The organism is Micromonospora sp. CPCC 205546, assembly GCF_036902715.1.
GTDB lineage: Bacteria > Actinomycetota > Actinomycetes > Mycobacteriales > Micromonosporaceae > Micromonospora.
The window spans coordinates 97,610-114,121 of record NZ_JBAKHL010000011.1 but is presented as its reverse complement, the minus strand read 5'-3'; the positions used below and the strand labels follow the sequence as shown (position 1 = coordinate 114,121).

Below are 16,512 nucleotides of genomic sequence, written 5' to 3'. Positions count from 1 at the left end.
GCCCCTCATCGGCCGAACCGATCGACACAGACGAACCTGAACTCGGCGGTGTACCGCCGGTCGTGCGCGTCCCGCAGCCACAGTTGGTCCGGCGCGGGCAACATCTCGGTGAACCGGAGCCGGGCGTTGTCCCGGCGGCGCAGCCGGTGCCCGAGCACCCCCAGCGACATCGGGTTCGACAGGTCGACGTGGAACGGCTTGCGTTCCCCGGCGATGGTGGCGAAGACGTGCCGGGGCAGGCCGAGTTCGTCCCGCAGCCGGGCGGCGGCCGCGTACAGCGCCGCGCCCTGGCCGCCCAGGCTGTCCGTCGGGACCGTCCACGACTCGCGCGACACCACGAGGCCGTCGATCGTCACCCGGGGCTGGTGCGGGCGGGCGGGCAGCAGCCCGAACCGCTGCGCCGCCGCGTGGGAGAGGAAGTCACCGAGCACCTGGACCGCCGGCGCCTCGAAGCCGCCCCGGTCGTCGGTCACCACCAGCCCCGCGTCGCTGCGGCGCAGCCGCAGCCGGGCGGCGGGCAGCAGCCGGTCCGGCGGCCCGTACGGCGCCTCCGCGCCGAGTCCCAGGTAGCGGTACCGCGCCGACAGGTAGGTGTCCGGCGGCACGGTGCGGGAGTTGAGCACGCCGGTGCTCAGCGGATAGATCGGGATGATCCGGTCGTCGCCCATCGCGTCGTCGATCAGCCGGTGCAGCCCCGGGCGGTCCGGGTGGAACTCGTACGCCGAGACCACGTCCATGGTCTGCATCGCCGGGTGCACCTCGCCCAGCACCACCGTCGCCCGACCGTCGCGCACCTGCGCCATGTCCTCGGCCGCGATCATCAGGTCGGGGCTGTGCCAACGGGCCTGGGGCCACGGCGGCGGGCCGGCCGGGAAGGCCGCCTCGACCCCGGCCCGCAGTTCGTCGCTGGTCAGGTGCACCGCCCGGGCGTCGGGATCGGGCACCAGCAGCCGCTCCCAGTGCTGCCGCAGCTCGGCGGCGGCCGCGTCGGCGGGCGGCGACTCCTCCCCGTACGTGGCCGACCGGGCGACCATGTCCATCACGTTCATCAGGGGCGTCCCCGCCACCGGATCGACGTGGGGGGTGAGCCACGCCTCGTACTCGGCGGCGGTACGCCGGCAGTACCACGCGGCCCCGGCGAGCACGAGGTCCAGCGCCGGCGCGACCCGGTCGAGCAGCCCGGTGCTCAACGACACGTCGAGACCACCGTGGCAGTCCTGGAACACCACCGTCCGCCCGGCGTAGAAGTCGCCGGCCCGGTGGTAGGCGTCACCGCCGGTGACCTCGACGAAGCAGGAGTCGAGTTCGTCCAGCGCGGCGTCGAGCGCGACCGGATCGCCGTCGACCCCGGCCACCCGGTCGCGCGCCCGCACGACCCGGTCGAGGTCCGCCAGGGCGGCGGCCCGGCGGTCCGGGTCGGTCACCCGCAGCAGTTGCCCCCGCAGCGCCCGTTCCGGGTTGATTCCGCGCAGCACGGTGAAGCCGCTGGTCAGCAGCCGCATCGTGCGCAGCCGGTCGATCTCGGCGAGCACGGTGTCCCGCTCGACGTCGGCGAGCTCGGCGACGATGTCGTCGACGGTCCGGCGGCCGTCGCAGAGCGCCAGCACCCGGGCCCGCATCCCCGACAGCCGCAGTTCGGTGCCGTCGGCGAGGAACAGGGTCTCGCCCTCCAGGTGGGTGACCGGCGCGCGTCTCGGCACCGTCCACCGGCTCAGGTCGTGCCGGTCGTGCAGGGCCTTGGCGAGGGTCTGGATCGCCCAGTACTCGAAGGACGTGCTCCGCCGGCGCAGCGGCCGGCCCGCCTCCCCGATCTCGGTGGGGCCGTCGACCCACCGACCCCACACCACCGGCCCGAAGAAGCCGATCATGTCGTTCTTCGCGCAGTACCGGGAGGCGTACGCCCAGAGGGCCCGGTCCCGTTGGCGCTGGCGGCTCCCCGCCGCCGGCGCGGCGCGTTCCCGGTACCGGCGGCGGTAGATGACCGGGTTCTGCCAGAGCAGCGCCTCGCGTACCGACGGCTGCTCGGCGATGGCCGTCACCACCTCCTGCGCCGCCTTCTCGTCGGTGTCGAAGTCGCCGGTCGCCTCGAAGTCGATCCAGTCGAACGGCATCCCGGTGGTCCGCGTCACCAGCGTCGGCCACACCTGCCAGCGCCCGCCGCCGAAGGCGTGATCAGCTGATCCCATCGGCCATCCCATCGGTGTCCAACAGCCCGGCCAGCCTGCGGATGGTGGGGTACTCGAACATGTCGGCGGCCGACAGCTCCACCGACAGCCGCTCCCGGATCCGTGACGCCAGCTGCACGACGGTCAGCGACGAGCCGCCGAGCAGGAAGAAGTCGTCGTCGATGCCGACCTGGGTCAGGCCGAGCGACTCGCACCACAACTGCGCCAGTTCCCGCTGCACCGGAGTCTGGGGGGCCACGAAGGTGGTGCCGATGGTGCGGACCGGTTCGGCGACCGTCTCCGCCGCCTCGACCGTGTGCTGGTCGAAGGTTCGGGCCCGCGCCAACCGCTCCGGCAGCGACCCGACGGAGGTGATGACCTGCGGTCCCGGCCGCAGCCCCATGATCCGCCGGAACAGCTCGCCGCCCTCGGCGTTGGTCAGCATCCCGGTGCCGCGTGCCGCCGCCTCGCCCGTGGGCCGGGCCGGGGTGGCGATCCCCTGGTCGACGCTGCGCAGCGTGTACCCCTCAACGACCACGCAGACCGTGCCGTCGGCGTCGACCACGAGTTCGTCGACCTCCATGAACTCCGGGCGGGTCGGGTCGCCGTGGTAGGTCTGCACCACCCAGCAGTGCTGCGGGATCGGCTGACGCACCTCCACCGAGCGGTAGAGGAACGGCAGGTAGCTGTGGCCCGCGGCGCCGGACAGCCCGTACACCGCCCGGTCCAGCAGCGCCGGGTGCAGGGCGTACCGGTCCGCGTCGTCGCGGCCGACCGCCGGCAGGTCCAGCTCGACCAGCCCCCGGTCGTCCTTGTTCCAGTACCGGCTGACCGCACGGAACCGTTCGCCGAACTCCACCAGCCCCGAGTACGACTGCTCCGCGTCCCCCTCGACCAGCTCCTCGCGGATCGCGTCGACGTCGACGCGGGCCGGGACCCGGTCCGCCGCGGAGCTCACCCGGCCCCGGCAGTGCACCGTGGCCGGCTGCCCGGCGGCGGCGAAACTGATCGCGAACTCGAAGCCGCCCGATTCGACCGGGACGAGCGTGAGCACCCCGGTGAGCGGCCCGGTGACCCGCACCGGGTCGATGAAGACGACGTCCGTCAGCCGCACCGGCACCGCACCGAGGGCGTGCCGGGCCGCCGCGTGGGCCATCTCCAGCAGGCTCGTTCCGGGCAGCACCCCGACGCCGCCGATCCGGTGGTCGGTGAGCACCCAGTGCCCGTCGACGTCCAGGTCGACCTCGAAGGTCCAGCCGTCCCCGTCCCCGTCCCGGGACGCGCGGTGCAGCAACGGGTGGTCGAGCGGGGTGACCGCCGAGCCGCCCCGCAGCCGTTGCAGGGTGCGGAAGCCCTCCCCGGCGCGGTCGGTCGACACCATGCCGACCTCCTGCCAGCCCCACCAGTTGATCGCCACCACATACGGCGAGTCGTCCGCGCGCGCGGCCGCGTACGCGTCGAGGAAGGTGTTCGCCGCCGCGTAGTCGCTGTGCCCGTAGTCCGCCGAGACGGAGACGATCGACGAGAAGAGCGCGACGAAGTCCAGCTCGGGCAGCCGACCGGCCTGGACCAGCGCGTCGAGCACCAGCGTGCCGCGTACCTTCGGGGCCAGCACCCGGTCGGCGGCCTCCGCGTCGTGCAGGGCCAGCAACTGCCCGCCGGGCAGCCCGGCGGCGTGCACGATCCCGGTGATCGGGCCCAGTTCGGCCCGGGTCCGCTCCACGGCGGTCGCCATCGCGTCGGCGTCGGTCACGTCGGCGGCCAGCGCCAGCACCCGGGAGCCGGTCGCCTCGATGCGCCGGACCGCGGCGATCCTCTCCCGCGTCTCGACCGGCGCGTCCACGTCGTCCCAACGGTCCCGGTCCGGCAGCCCGGACCGGCCGACGAGCGCGAAGTCGGTCCGCTGCCGGGCCGCCAGGTCCTCGGCGATCGCCAGGCCGAGCCCGCCGAGCCCGCCGGTGACGAGCAGGACGCCCCCGGCGCCCGCGGGCCGGGGAGCGCGGACGGGCTCGTTCGGGATCGACGCGTGGTGGTGCACCCAGCGCCGGTGGCCGCGCAGCGCGACCAGTTCCCGGTCACCGCCGGCGCCGATCTCGCCGACCACCGTGGCCGCCACCGCCGGGGCGGTCGGCGCCACGTCGACCTGCCGCACCCGCACCGTGCCCAGCTCGCGCGGCAGCGTCCGCAACGGGCCGGCGACCGTGGCGCCCTCGGGCCGCGCCGGCTCCCCGTTGACCGACCACACCCGGTCGGTGACCGCGACCAGCTCGACCTCGGCCCGGAAGGTCCGCAGCAGCGCCTTGGCCAGCGCGGCCATCCGGTGGTACGCGCGGTGCGCCACCCGTTGCGGGTCGTCGTCCGCGTCGAACAGCGCGTAGACGATCCGGTCCGGCAGCAGGCCGGACTCGTGGACGGCCTCCACCAGCAGTTCCACGTCCTGCGTGCGGTCCGGGTCGAACTCGTAGCCGTCCGGTGCGGCCACGAAACCGGGGCCGGCGTACGCGGGCAGCACGAACACGTCCCGGCGCCGGGCCTCCGCGACGATCTCCGCCCCCACCCGGTCGTCGGCGTCGGCGAGGACGAGCCAGGTCTCGCCGAGCAGGCTGCCGTCCCGACGCGCCACCGGCTGGGCCCGCCACGCGGGCAGGTAGAGAGGGGTCTGCAACGGATCGTTGGACACCTCGACGTCGTCGTCGGACGATCCGGGCCGTTCCGGGTCCGGGTCCACCCAGCAGCGACGCCGCTCGTACGGGTAGCCGGGCAGGCTCACCCGTCGCCCGCCGCCGACCCGCACCGCCGACCAGTCCAGCTCGGCCCCGGCGACCCAGAGCCGGCCCAGGGTCGTGGCCAGCACGGTCGCGTCGGTGGCCGTGGTGTCGTTGGGCAGCGCCATCGTGGTCAGCGCGGTCGTCGACCGACCCCGGCTGGCGGCGTACTGGCGGGCGAAGACGCTCATCGACTGCCCCGGCCCGACCTGGAGGTGCACCGCGTCGTCGAGGTCGTCGAGGCGGGCCAGGCAGCTCTCCAGCCGCACCTCCTGCCGGACGTGGGTGGCCCAGTAGGCCGCGCTGGTCGCCTGCTCCTCGGTGATCCAGTCACCGGTGACGTTGGACAGGTAGCGCAGCCGGGGCGCCTGCCGGGGGAAGCTCTCCACCAGCGCGGCCAGCTCGTCGCAGATCGGCGCCATCATCCGGGAGTGGAACGCGTGCGAGGTGCGCAGCAGGGAAGCGGTGATCCCGATGTCGGCCAGCTCCTGCGCGAACTGCTCGACCGCGGCGAGCTCGCCGGAGACCACGCAGGACGACGGGGAGTTGCTCGCGGCGATGTCCAGCTCGCTCGGCAGCATCTCCCGGACCGCGTCCGCGCCCAGCGACAGCGACAACATGCCGCCGGGCGGCAGCCCCTGCATGAGCTGCCCCCGCCGGGCGACGAGGGTCAGGGCGTCCGGCAGCGTGAACACGCCGGCCACCGTCGCCGCGACGATCTCGCCGATGCTGTGGCCCAGCAGCGCCGCCGGCCGGACCCCGAAGGAGATCAGCAGCTGCGCCAGCGCCCATTCGACGGTGAACAGCGCGGGCTGGGTCACGGCCGTCTCGTTGAGCCGCGCGGCGGCCCGCTCGTCGCCGGGCTCGGCGTCGAGCAGTTCCCGCAGGTCGAAGCCGAGCAGCGGGGCGAGCTGGTCGGCGCAGGTGTCGACGGCGTCGCGGTAGACCGGGAAGGTGCGGTACAACTCGCGCCCGGAGCCGGGGAACTGCGCGCCCTGGCCGGGGAAGAGGAACGTCACCTGCGGCGTGCCGGCGATCCCGGCGACCGTACGCACCGTCGGTTCGCCGGCGAGCTCCGCCACCGCCGCCGCCGGGTCGGTGACCGTGATCAGCTTGCGGTGCGCGAACGCGGCGCGCCCCTCCTGGAGCGTGAACGCCACGTCGGCCGGGTCGTGCCCGGTGTCGCGCAGATGTTCCGCCAGCTGGGCGCAACTGGCGGCGAGGGCGTCGGCGGAGCGGGCCGAGACCGGCCACAGCTGCGGCGCCGCCGGGCCCGGTGCCGGCGACGCGGCCGGAGCGGGGGCGGCGGGGGGCTGTTCGACGATGACGTGGGCGTTGGTGCCGCCGATGCCGAACGAGCTGACCGCGGCGATCCGGGGCGCGGCGCTGTCCCGCCATTCCGGATCGGCCCACTCCCGCACCTCGCGGGCGAGCACGAACGGGGTGTTCGGCAGATCCATCGCCGGGTTCGGCTCGGTGCAGTTGATCGTCGGCGTGATGACGCCGTCGCGGACCGCGAGGATCGCCTTGATCAGGCCCACCGTGCCGGCGGCCGGGCCGAGGTGGCCGACGTTGCCCTTCACCGATCCGAGCCAGCAGTACTGGCGGCGGTCGGTGCGTTCCTGGTAGGCCGCGCTCAGCGCCGCCACCTCGATCGGGTCGCCGACACGCGTCCCGGTGCCGTGCGCCTCGACCATCCCGATGTCCTCGGGACCCACCCGGGCGTCGTCCAGCGCCGCCCGGATGAGGGCCAACTGACCCTCCACGCCGGGCGCGGTGAAGCCGGCCCGCTGGTTGCCGTCGTTGTTGACCGCGGATCCCCGGATCACCGCGTAGACCTGGTCGCCGGCCGCCTGGGCCGCCGCCAGTGGCTTGAGCACGACCAACGCGCCCCCGTCGGCGAAGATCGTGCCGGTGGCGTCGGCGGCGAACGGGCGTACGTGCCCGTCGCGCGACAGGATCCCGCCCTCCAGGTACGGGTAGCCGCCGCCCAGCGGCAGGTCGACCTGCACGCCGCCGGCGACCGCGACGTCGCACTCGCCCCGGCGGAGCGCCTGCATCGCCTGGTGCACCGCGACCAGCGACGTCGAGCAGGCGGTGTAGACCGAGACGCTGGGCCCCATGAAGCCGAGCCGGTACGACACCAGCGGCGCGATGTAGTCGGCGTTGTTGCCGGTGCTCATGCTCGTCAGACCGGCGGCCCGGCTGACCGACCGGTTGCGCTCGATGTAGTCCTGGCGGTACCGGTTGGTGGTCGCCCCGCCGAAGACACCCACCCGCTGGCCGATCCTGCGCGGGTCGTACCCGGCGTCGTTCAGCGCGGTGTAGGACAGTTCGAGGAAGAGCCGGAACTGCGGATCGCAGAGTTCGGCCTCGCGTTGCGTGAAACCGAAGAACTCGGGGTCGAACAGGTCCAGGTCGTCAGCGGTCGCGGTGACCGGACGGTAACCCGGCGCATCCACTGCCGCAGGGGAGAGTTCCCGTTTCCGCGCGACCTCCGGGTCGAGGTGTTCGACCGACTCCGTGCCGTTACGGAGATTGTGCCAGAATTCCCGCACATTGCGTGCTCCCGGTAACCGGGCCGCCACTCCGACAATAGCAATGGCGTCGCCAGGATTACCGAGAGTGGCGGTCACCGACACTCCTTTGCGATATTGTTGGGTCGGCCAGCCGCGACCCTAGTCTCGGGTCCGAGCCCGTGTCAACGGCCCTGCGCAGTGCCGCCGAGCCGGGCCCGCCCGCTACAATGACGTGTGTCGCAAGACGTTCTGAACCGGCTGACCCGTGAATTCGCCGATTACGCCGCGCTGGGTACTCAAATCGTCGTCGCCGAGGCGATGGGGTTGCCACAACTACCCCCGCCGCACGTCACTCTCGGTGAACTCGGCGTCATCGAAAGCGAATGGAATCGCATTCGACGCGATCTGGGCGACATTTTCCACCTACGCGCCGACGCGGCGACCCTGGCCGGGCTCACCGCGGAACAGATCGGTCGGGCGATCGCCGAGCAACCGGTCAACCGGCCCGGTCCGCAGGTGCGCCTGGGCGGCGACGGCAGCTCCCCGACCTGGCTGGTGCACGGCGCCGACGGCGAGGTGAGCTGGTTCCTCAAGCACCTCGAGGACGTCGACCTGCCGGCCCCCGTGGTCGGCCTGCGCGCCCCCGGGTGGTACGACGAGCCCACCCCGGCGACGGTCGAGCAGCTCGCCGCCGCCTACGTCGAGCAGGTCAGGGCCGCCCAGCCGTCGGGTCCCTACCGGCTCGCCGGGTACTGCGCCGGCGCGGTCGTCGCCGTCGCCATGGCGAACCTGCTGCGGCAGCAGGGCGAGGCGGTCGACCGGATGTTCTTCGTCGACCCCGACCTGCGCCACGCCTCCGCACCGCGACGCGAGGCGGTGATGTTCCGGGTGCACCAGCTCAAGCGGCGTCCCGAACCGGCCGCGCGGCTGCTGCGGAAACCCGCCACGGAGACACCGCTGGCCCAGGTGCTGGCCCGCATGGACGACCCGCGCCCCCACCACGACCCGGTGGAACGGCAGTTCTACCGGGGGCTCGGTGTGGTGGCCGACCTCCTCGGCCTCACCGGGGGCACGCTGGCGCCGGTGGCCACCACGGCGACCGCCTGGTTCACCGACTCCTACCTGACCGCGATCGCCGAGCACCGGGAGAAGGTGCTGGCCCACCTCGACACGATGTTCGAAGGCGGCGTCGACATCCGGCACAGCGCCTCGCACACCGAGGTGTTCGCGACCGCCGAGTTCCGTGACTGGTTCATCCGTCATGGCGCAGCGGAAGACCGCACCGCCGCCAGATAGCCGCCATCTCCCGCAGCACGGCGATCCGGTCGTCCGTCGTCGCGCCCCGGGGTGCGACCGACAGCGTCCCGAGACCGGCGGCGGCGTACGCCTGCACGGTGGCCTCGATCCGCTTCGGGTCACCGAGCAGGCACGTCCGGTCGAGGAAGTCGAACGGCAGCGCCGCGAGCGCGTCCGGATCGCCGGCCTGGAACAGCTTCCGCACCTGGTGCGCCGCCTCGCCGTAGCCGAGCCGCTCGGCCTGTTCGACGTAGAAGTTGCGGGCGTTGCCCCCGACTCCCATGAACTGGGCCGCGTACGGCCGGACCTGGTTCGCGCACGCGTCCAGGTCGTCTCCGATCGCCAGCGGCAGGGTGGCGACGAGGTCGAAGTCCGCCCGGTCGCCGCCCGGAGCGCGGGAACGCCCGGTCGCGACGTGCGCGAGGACCTCCCCGACGCCCTCCGGCGGCAGGAACAGCGACAGCGAGCCCTCGGCGATCTCCCCCGCGAGTTCCAGATTCCGCGGGCCCAGCGCCGCCAGGTAGACCGGCAGGTCCCGGCGGAGCGGCCGGATGGTCAGCCGTTGCGGCTCACCCGGCGCCCCGGGCAGCGGCAGCGTGGTGTGCCGGCCGGCGAACCGGACCGGACGGCGGGTCAGCGCGGCGCGGACCACGGCCACGTACTCGCGGGTGCGGGTCAACGGCTGCCCGAACTGGACCCCGTACCAGCCCTCGGAGACCACCGGGCCGGAGATGCCGAGCCCGAGGCGGAACCGACCGTCGCTGGCCAGGTCGAGTGTGGCTGCCGTCATCGCCGTCATCGTGGGGGCCCGCGCCGGGATCTGCATGACCGCCGCCCCCAGGTCGATGCGCTCGGTCTGGGCGGCCAGCCAGGCCAGCACCGTCGGCGCGTCGCTTCCGTACGCCTCGGCCACCCAGAGGACCTCGTAGCCCAGCCGGTCCGCCTCCTGGGCGAGTCGCAGCAGGTCACCGAGGCTCGTCCGGTCGTGCAGCATGCCGAGACTGAGTCCGAGTCGCATTGTCACGCTCCACCCGATTGCTGGTCCCGTACGAACCCCGCCAGCGCCTGCGGCGTCGGGGCCGAGAAGACCGCGGCCAAAGATACCCGTACCCCGGTTGATCTGGTCACCTGCTGGGCGAGCTTCGCCGCGAGCAGGGAGTGGCCCCCGCTGCGGAAGAAGTGCGACCGCTCGTCCAGGTCAGGTGCCCGGAGCAGGTTCCGCCACAACGTCACCAGCTCGCCGACCAACCCGTCGGCCACCGGTGTCTCCTCGCTGTCCCGTGTCTCGCGGGTGGCCGACCGCTCCTCGGCCAGCCTCGTCAACGTCGGGTAGTCCACCTTCTCGTTGCCGGTCGTCGGCATCGTCTCCAGCACGACCACGTCGCCGGGGACCGCGTACGACGCGAGCTGCTCCCTCGCGAACCGCCACACGTCGTCGGCGATCCCGGCCTCGGCGGCGCGGACGAAGGCCACGAGCCCGCCGTCGGCGCTCGGGTCACCGACCAGGACCACCGCCGCCGCGCTCACCCGGGGGTGCTGCTCCAGCACCGCCTCCACTTCGCCGAGCTCGATGCGGTGGCCCCGCAACTTGATCTGGCGGTCGGTGCGTCCCCGCAGCTCGAGCGTGCCGTCGTGCCGCCACCGGCCAACGTCCCCGGTGCGGTAGAACCGGCCCGCGCCGGCCAGCTCGCCGAAGCGTTGCGCGGTCAACTCCGGGCGGCCCAGATAGCCGGCGGCGACCCCGTCGCCACCGATCCACACCTCGCCCGGCAGTCCCGGTGGCCGGGGGCGGCCCTGCCCGTCGGCGACGACCACGGTGGTGTTAGCGATCGGCCGTCCCACCGGCACCCCCGCGTCCACGTCCTCGACCAGTGCGCTGGTGGACCAGATCGTCGTCTCGGTCGGTCCGTACACGTTCCACAGCGTGCAGCCGGTCTCGACCAGCGCCCGCGCCAGGTGCGCCGGCAACGGCTCGCCGCCGCAGAGCACCCGCCGTCCCCGCAGCCGCCCCTTCGCCTCGTCCACCACCAGCCGCCACGTCGTGGGCGTCGCCTGCAGCACCGACACGTCGTGGCGCTCCACCAGGTCGAGCAGGGCCGCACCGTCGCTGCGGGCGGCGTCGTCGGCGACGACCACCCGGGCCCCGGCGACCAGCGGCAGGAACACCTCGAGCGCGGAGATGTCGAACGCGAAGGTGGTCAGCCAGAGCAGGGAGTCCCGGTGGGTCACGCCGATCTCGGTGGTGAAGTGCCGCACCACGTTGGCCAGGTTGGCGTGGCTGAGCACGACGCCCTTGGGCAGCCCCGTGGAGCCGGAGGTGTAGATGACGTACGCCGGATCGGCCGGGTCCGGGGCCCGCCAGGCGTGCCCGGCCGGCTCGACCGTGGCCAGGTCGATCACGCGGCAGCCGGCGGGCACCACGCCCGGCGGCGGTTCGCGATCCACCAGCAGCACGTCGACGCGGGCGTCGGTGAGTTCGTACGCCAGCCGCGACGCCGGCTGCTCCGGATCGAGCGGCAGGTACGCCGCCCCGGACTGCCAGATGCCCAGCGCGGCGGACGCGCACCCGGGGCCCCGCTCGGCGTACAGGCCGACGATCGCGCCGGGCCCCACCCCCACCCGCGTCAGCCGCGCGGCGACACCGCCCGCGTGCTCCGCCAACTCGCGGTACGTCCGGTCCACGCCATGGCGATCGACCATCGCCGTCGCCTCGGGACGGGCCGCCACCTGGGCGGCGATCCCCTGCGCCACGGTCGGCACCGGCACGTCGGCGGCCGTGGCGTTGGCGGCGTCGACGGCGGCCCGGTCGGCCGCGCTCCACACGTCGAGCTCCCCGACCGGCAGATCCATCTGTCCCGGCAGCCGTTCCAGCATCGCCTCGTACCGCGCCAGCAGCGCCGCGACGTCCTCCGGGTCGTGGATCTCCGAGGCGTACGCCGCCTTCAGCGTGATGCCGTCGCCCTCACGCAGCACGACGAGTTCCAGGTCGAGCCGGCTGTGCCCGCTGTCGACCTCCAGCAGCTCGGACGGCAGTTCGTCCCCGCCGTCGGGCGCCGGCTCGGCGGGCGGCCGGTGGTTGAACATGTGCCGGAACGGCGGTACCCACCAGGCGGCGTCGTCGCGCGGGTACGACAGCTCCAGCTCCTCGTACGACACGTCGGCGTGTTCCATCGCGGTGACGAACAGCCGGCGGGCCTCCCGCACCACCTCGCGGAAGGTGCGCTCCGGCGTCACCCGCATCCTCAGCGGCAGGGTGCTCATGTGGTAGCCGACCGCCCGCCGGGCAGCGCCGTCGCGCAGGTCGACCGGCACCCCCACCACCAGGTCCTGTCCCGCGCCGTGGCGGGACAGCAGCACGTAGTACACCGCCAGCAGCACGATGTTGTCGGTCGCGCGGCCGGCGCGACGCAGGTCCCGCACGGCGTCGGTCGCGGCCCCGGACAGGCGTCGGGTGACGGTGCCCCCGGCGAAGGTCGGTACCGCCGGATCCGGGCGGCCGAACTCCAACGCCGCCGACACCCCCGGCAGGTCCGCGAGGTGCCGCCGCCAGAAGTCCAGCCCCGCCGCCGTCAGGGCGGCCGGCTCCGCCACCGGTGCCGGCCCGGCCAGCGCCGCCGGTGGCCGGCCGTCGGTGGACATGGCCGGGTACAGCCTGGCGAATTCCTCGGCCAGGACCGCGCCCGAGACCGCGTCGACCGCCAGATGGTGCAGGCAGAGGCAGACGACGTCCCGGTCCGGGCACCGCACCAGGACCGCCCGGACGGGGATCTCGTCGGCCAGGTCGAACGGCCGTGCCGCAGCCTCCCGGCAGGCCCGGCCGATCTCGTCAGTCGCCGCCTCCACGAGTGCGAACGGCACCGTTGCCGACTTGGCCACCAGCCGCGCGGGCTCGCCGTCGACCTCGACGACGTGGGTGCGCAGCGCCCGGTGCCGCCGCGCCAGCTGGTCCAGGGTCGCCCGGACCGCCGCCACGTCCAGCCGTTGCGTCGTGACCAAGGCGATCGGCACGTTGTTCACGCCGCTGCCGGGAAGTGACCGCTCCAGCAACCACAGGGCACGTTCCTTCGCGGACAACACGGCTCACCTCACCTGATCGGTGACAGGGCGCGATACTGGGTCGACCGCGACGGACACCGCGCAGAGGCTAACGTCGCAGTTCACGCGGTATCAAGCGAACAGGGGTAACCGAGTCGGGGTCCGATGGCTCCCGGCCGCGCCGGGTGGGGGACCTCCCCCGCCGCCCGGGCGCGCCCACGAGACCCGGCGATCCTGCTGGCCGGCCCTCCCGGGGGCGGCTACAATCCGAAACCGCGAGGCGTTGAAGGGGACAGGTAGTGCCGCACGCAGCCGAGAGCGACCCGGGGACGGTGGAAGCCCGGGGGTGTGCGCGGCACGAGGATCACCCCGGAGCCGTCGGAGGAAAGGCCCCCGGGGCCGAGTAGAGCCGACAGCGACACCAATGAGAGGGCTGCGCGCAGCCAAGGAGGGTGGTACCGCGGGACGCGAGTCTCGTCCCTCCGTCCGGAGTGCAAGCTACATCCGACGGAGGGTTTGAGATGTACAACGCTGTTCCCGGTCAGGTGCACCTGCCAGGGTTGGAACACGAGATCCTGGCTTTCTGGCAGGAGCACGGCGTCTTCGAGCGCAGCCTGAGCCAGTCGGCCGGTAGGCCGGAATGGGTGTTCTACGAAGGTCCGCCGACTGCCAACGGCATGCCCGGCACGCACCACATCGAAGCGCGCGTGTTCAAGGACGTCTTCCCCCGTTACAAGACGATGAAGGGCTTCCACGTCGCCCGCAAGGCGGGCTGGGACTGCCACGGCCTGCCGGTCGAGCTCGCGGTGGAGAAGGAACTCGGCTTCTCGGGCAAGCAGGACATCGAGGCGTACGGGATCGAGAAGTTCAACGCCCGCTGCCGCGAGTCGGTCACCCGCCACACCGACGCGTTCGCCGAGTTCACCCGCCGCATGGGCTACTGGGTCGACATGGATGACGCCTACCGCACCATGGACCCCGGCTACATCGAGTCGGTGTGGTGGTCGCTGCGGCAGATCTTCGACAAGGGCCTGCTCATCCAGGACTTCCGCGTCGCACCGTGGTGCCCGCGGTGCGGCACCGGCCTGTCCGACCACGAGCTGGCCCAGGGGTACGAGACCGTCACCGACCCGTCGGTGTACGTACGGTTCCCGCTGACCTCCGGCCCGCTGGCCGGGCGGGCCTCGCTGCTGGTGTGGACGACGACTCCCTGGACGCTGGTCTCCAACGTCGCCGTCGCGGCCCACCCCGACGTCACCTACGTCGTGGCCACCGACGGCGTCGAGCAGGTCGTGGTGGCGGAGCCACTGCTGGCGAAGGTGCTCGGGGAGGGCTACACGCCGACGGGTGAGACGTTCACCGGAAGCCAGATGGAGCGCTGGAGCTACGCCAGGCCGTTCGACCTGGTCGAGGTCCCGGACGCCCACTTCGTGGTCAACGCCACCTACGTCACGACCGAGGACGGCACCGGGCTGGTGCACCAGGCGCCGGCGTTCGGCGCGGACGACCTCGCCACCTGCCGCGCGTACGGGCTGCCGATGGTCAACCCGGTCCGGCCCGACGGCACCTTCGACAACGAGCTGCCGCTCGTCGGCGGGCAGTTCTTCAAGGACGCCGATCGGGTGCTCGTGGCGGACCTGCAGGAACGCGGCCTGTTGCTGCGGCACCTGCCCTACGAGCACAGCTACCCGCACTGCTGGCGCTGCCACACGGCGCTGCTCTACTACGCCCAGCCGTCCTGGTACATCCGCACCACCGCCATCAAGGACCAGCTCCTGCGGGAGAACGAGGCCACGAACTGGCAGCCGGACAGCGTCAAGCACGGTCGCTTCGGCGACTGGCTGAAGAACAACATCGACTGGGCGTTGTCCCGCAGCCGCTACTGGGGCACGCCCCTGCCGATCTGGCGGTGCGAGGAAGGCCACCTCACTTGCGTCAGCTCCCTGGCCGAGCTGGGCGAGCTCGCGAACCGCGACCTGGCCGACCTCGACCCGCACCGGCCCTTCATCGACGAGGTCACCTTCGCCTGCCACTGCGGCCTGACCGCCACCCGGGTGCCGGAGGTCATCGACGCCTGGTACGACTCCGGCGCCATGCCGTTCGCGCAGTTCGGATACCCGTACCAGAACGCCGAGCTGTTCGCCAAGCGCTACCCGGCCCAGTTCATCTCCGAGGCCATCGACCAGACCCGGGGCTGGTTCTACACGCTGATGGCCGTCGGCACGCTGGTCTTCGGCAGGTCCTCGTACGAGAACGTGGTCTGCCTCGGCCACATCCTGGCCGAGGACGGGCGCAAGATGTCCAAGCACCTCGGCAACATCCTCGATCCGATGGCGCTCATGGAGGAGCACGGCGCCGACGCCGTCCGGTGGTTCATGGCAGCCTCCGGATCGCCGTGGTCCGCACGCCGCGTCGGGCACACGGTGCTCCAGGAAGTCGTCCGCAAGATTCTGCTGACGTACTGGAACACCGTCACGTTCCAGGCGCTGTACGCACGCCTCGCCGGCTGGACGCCGTCGGCCGACGACCCGCGACCGGCCGACCGGCCGCTGCTGGACCGGTGGCTGCTGTCGGAGCTGCACCTGCTCATCGGCGAGGTCGACGCGGCGATGGAGCGGTTCGACACCCAGCGGGCGGGTCGGCTGCTGTCCGCGTTCGTCGACGACCTGTCGAACTGGTACGTGCGCCGAAGCCGCAAGCGTTTCTGGCGTGGCGACCCCGCCGCCCTGGCCACGCTGCACGAGGCCGTCAGCACCGTCACGCTGCTGCTGGCGCCGATCACCCCGTTCATCACCGAGCGGGTGTGGCAGGACCTGGTCGTGCCGGTCTCGCCGGACGCGCCCTCGTCGGTGCACCTGGCCGACTACCCGGTGGCGCAGGCGGAGCTGGTCGACCCCGCGCTGTCGACGCAGATGACGCTGGTGCGTCGCCTGGTCGAGCTGGGTCGTTCGGCCCGGGCCGAGGCGGGCGTCAAGACCCGCCAGCCGCTCTCGCGTGTCCTCGTCTCGGCACAGGGCTTCGGCGACCTGGACGAGCAACTGCTCGCGCAGATCGCCGAGGAGCTCAACGTCGGGCAGGTTCAGCCGCTGACCGCGGTGGGCACCTCGCTGGTCGACACCACCGCCAAGGCGAACTTCCGTGCCCTGGGCAAGCGCTTCGGCAAGGCGGTGCAGTCCGTGGCCGCGGCGATCGCCGCGGCGGACGCGGCCGCGCTGAACGAGGCGTTGCGTACGTCCGGCACGGCCTCGCTCGTCGTCGACGGCGAGGAGATCACCCTCGGCCCCGAGGAGCTCTTCATCACCGAGACTCCGCGCGAGGGCTGGGCGATGGCGACCGACGCCGGGGTGACCGTGGCGCTGGACCTGCAGCTGACGCCGGAGCTTCGTCGGGCCGGTGTGGCCCGCGACGCCATCCGCCAGATCCAGGAGGCCCGTAAGTCGAGCGGCCTCGAGGTCGCGGACCGGATCGTGCTGCGCTACCGCAGCGACGACCCCGGCACCTCTGCCGCGCTGGCCGAGCACGCGCCGCTGATCGCGGACGAGGTCCTGGCAGCGGACTTCGCGGCCGGCGAGCCCGAGTGGCCGAACCCGACCGGCTTCACCGACGAGGACCTCGGGCTGGTCTTCTGGCTGCGCAAGGCGTGACACCACCGGGTGTGCGGGCACCTCGTGCCCGCACACCCGGTCGACCTGCCACCCGGGTCGACCGCCGTTCGTGCCGGCAGCCGCGCGC

At 73.0% G+C, this 16,512-nt stretch carries 6 protein-coding genes; 2 read left to right on the top strand and 4 right to left on the bottom strand.

Features of this window, described 5'->3' with window-relative positions:
• Positions 1–5 precede the first annotated feature (5 nt).
• Positions 6–2,186, bottom strand: a complete 2,181-nt coding sequence (locus V6U77_RS09260) for a lantibiotic dehydratase (RefSeq protein WP_334605832.1) — start codon at positions 2,184–2,186, stop codon at positions 6–8.
• Positions 2,173–7,566, bottom strand: a complete 5,394-nt coding sequence (locus V6U77_RS09255) for a type I polyketide synthase (protein WP_334605831.1) — start codon at positions 7,564–7,566, stop codon at positions 2,173–2,175. The genes V6U77_RS09260 and V6U77_RS09255 overlap by 14 nt, the downstream gene beginning before the upstream one ends.
• Before the next feature lie 117 nt (positions 7,567–7,683).
• Between V6U77_RS09255 and V6U77_RS09250 the strand changes: the two genes are divergently transcribed.
• Complete coding sequence (locus tag V6U77_RS09250) at positions 7,684–8,745, top strand: thioesterase domain-containing protein (protein WP_334605830.1); 1,062 nt, start codon at positions 7,684–7,686, stop codon at positions 8,743–8,745.
• Here V6U77_RS09250 and V6U77_RS09245 read toward each other — a convergent pair.
• Both V6U77_RS09245 and V6U77_RS09240 read right to left on the bottom strand, forming a co-directional pair.
• Positions 8,702–9,763, bottom strand: coding sequence for an LLM class flavin-dependent oxidoreductase (locus V6U77_RS09245; RefSeq protein ID WP_334605829.1), 1,062 nt, complete (start codon positions 9,761–9,763; stop codon positions 8,702–8,704). The two genes, V6U77_RS09250 and V6U77_RS09245, sit on opposite strands and share 44 nt — an antisense overlap.
• Before the next feature lie 2 nt (positions 9,764–9,765).
• Positions 9,766–12,819, bottom strand: coding sequence for a non-ribosomal peptide synthetase (locus tag V6U77_RS09240; RefSeq protein WP_334605828.1), 3,054 nt, complete (start codon positions 12,817–12,819; stop codon positions 9,766–9,768).
• 482 nt (positions 12,820–13,301) lie between these two features.
• On the opposite strand from V6U77_RS09240, the gene ileS reads away from it, so the two are divergent.
• Positions 13,302–16,424 (top strand): isoleucine--tRNA ligase, encoded by a 3,123-nt coding sequence (gene ileS, locus V6U77_RS09235; protein ID WP_334605827.1) that lies wholly within the window; start codon positions 13,302–13,304, stop codon positions 16,422–16,424.
• Positions 16,425–16,512 lie beyond the last annotated feature (88 nt).

Coding starts and splice junctions, on each gene's coding strand:
- V6U77_RS09260 (WP_334605832.1), bottom strand. CDS start 2,186: ATGGGATCAGCTGATCACGCCTTCGGCGGCGGGCGCTGGCAGGTGTGG.
- V6U77_RS09245 (WP_334605829.1), bottom strand. CDS start 9,763: ATGCGACTCGGACTCAGTCTCGGCATGCTGCACGACCGGACGAGCCTC.
- ileS (WP_334605827.1), top strand. CDS start 13,302: ATGTACAACGCTGTTCCCGGTCAGGTGCACCTGCCAGGGTTGGAACAC.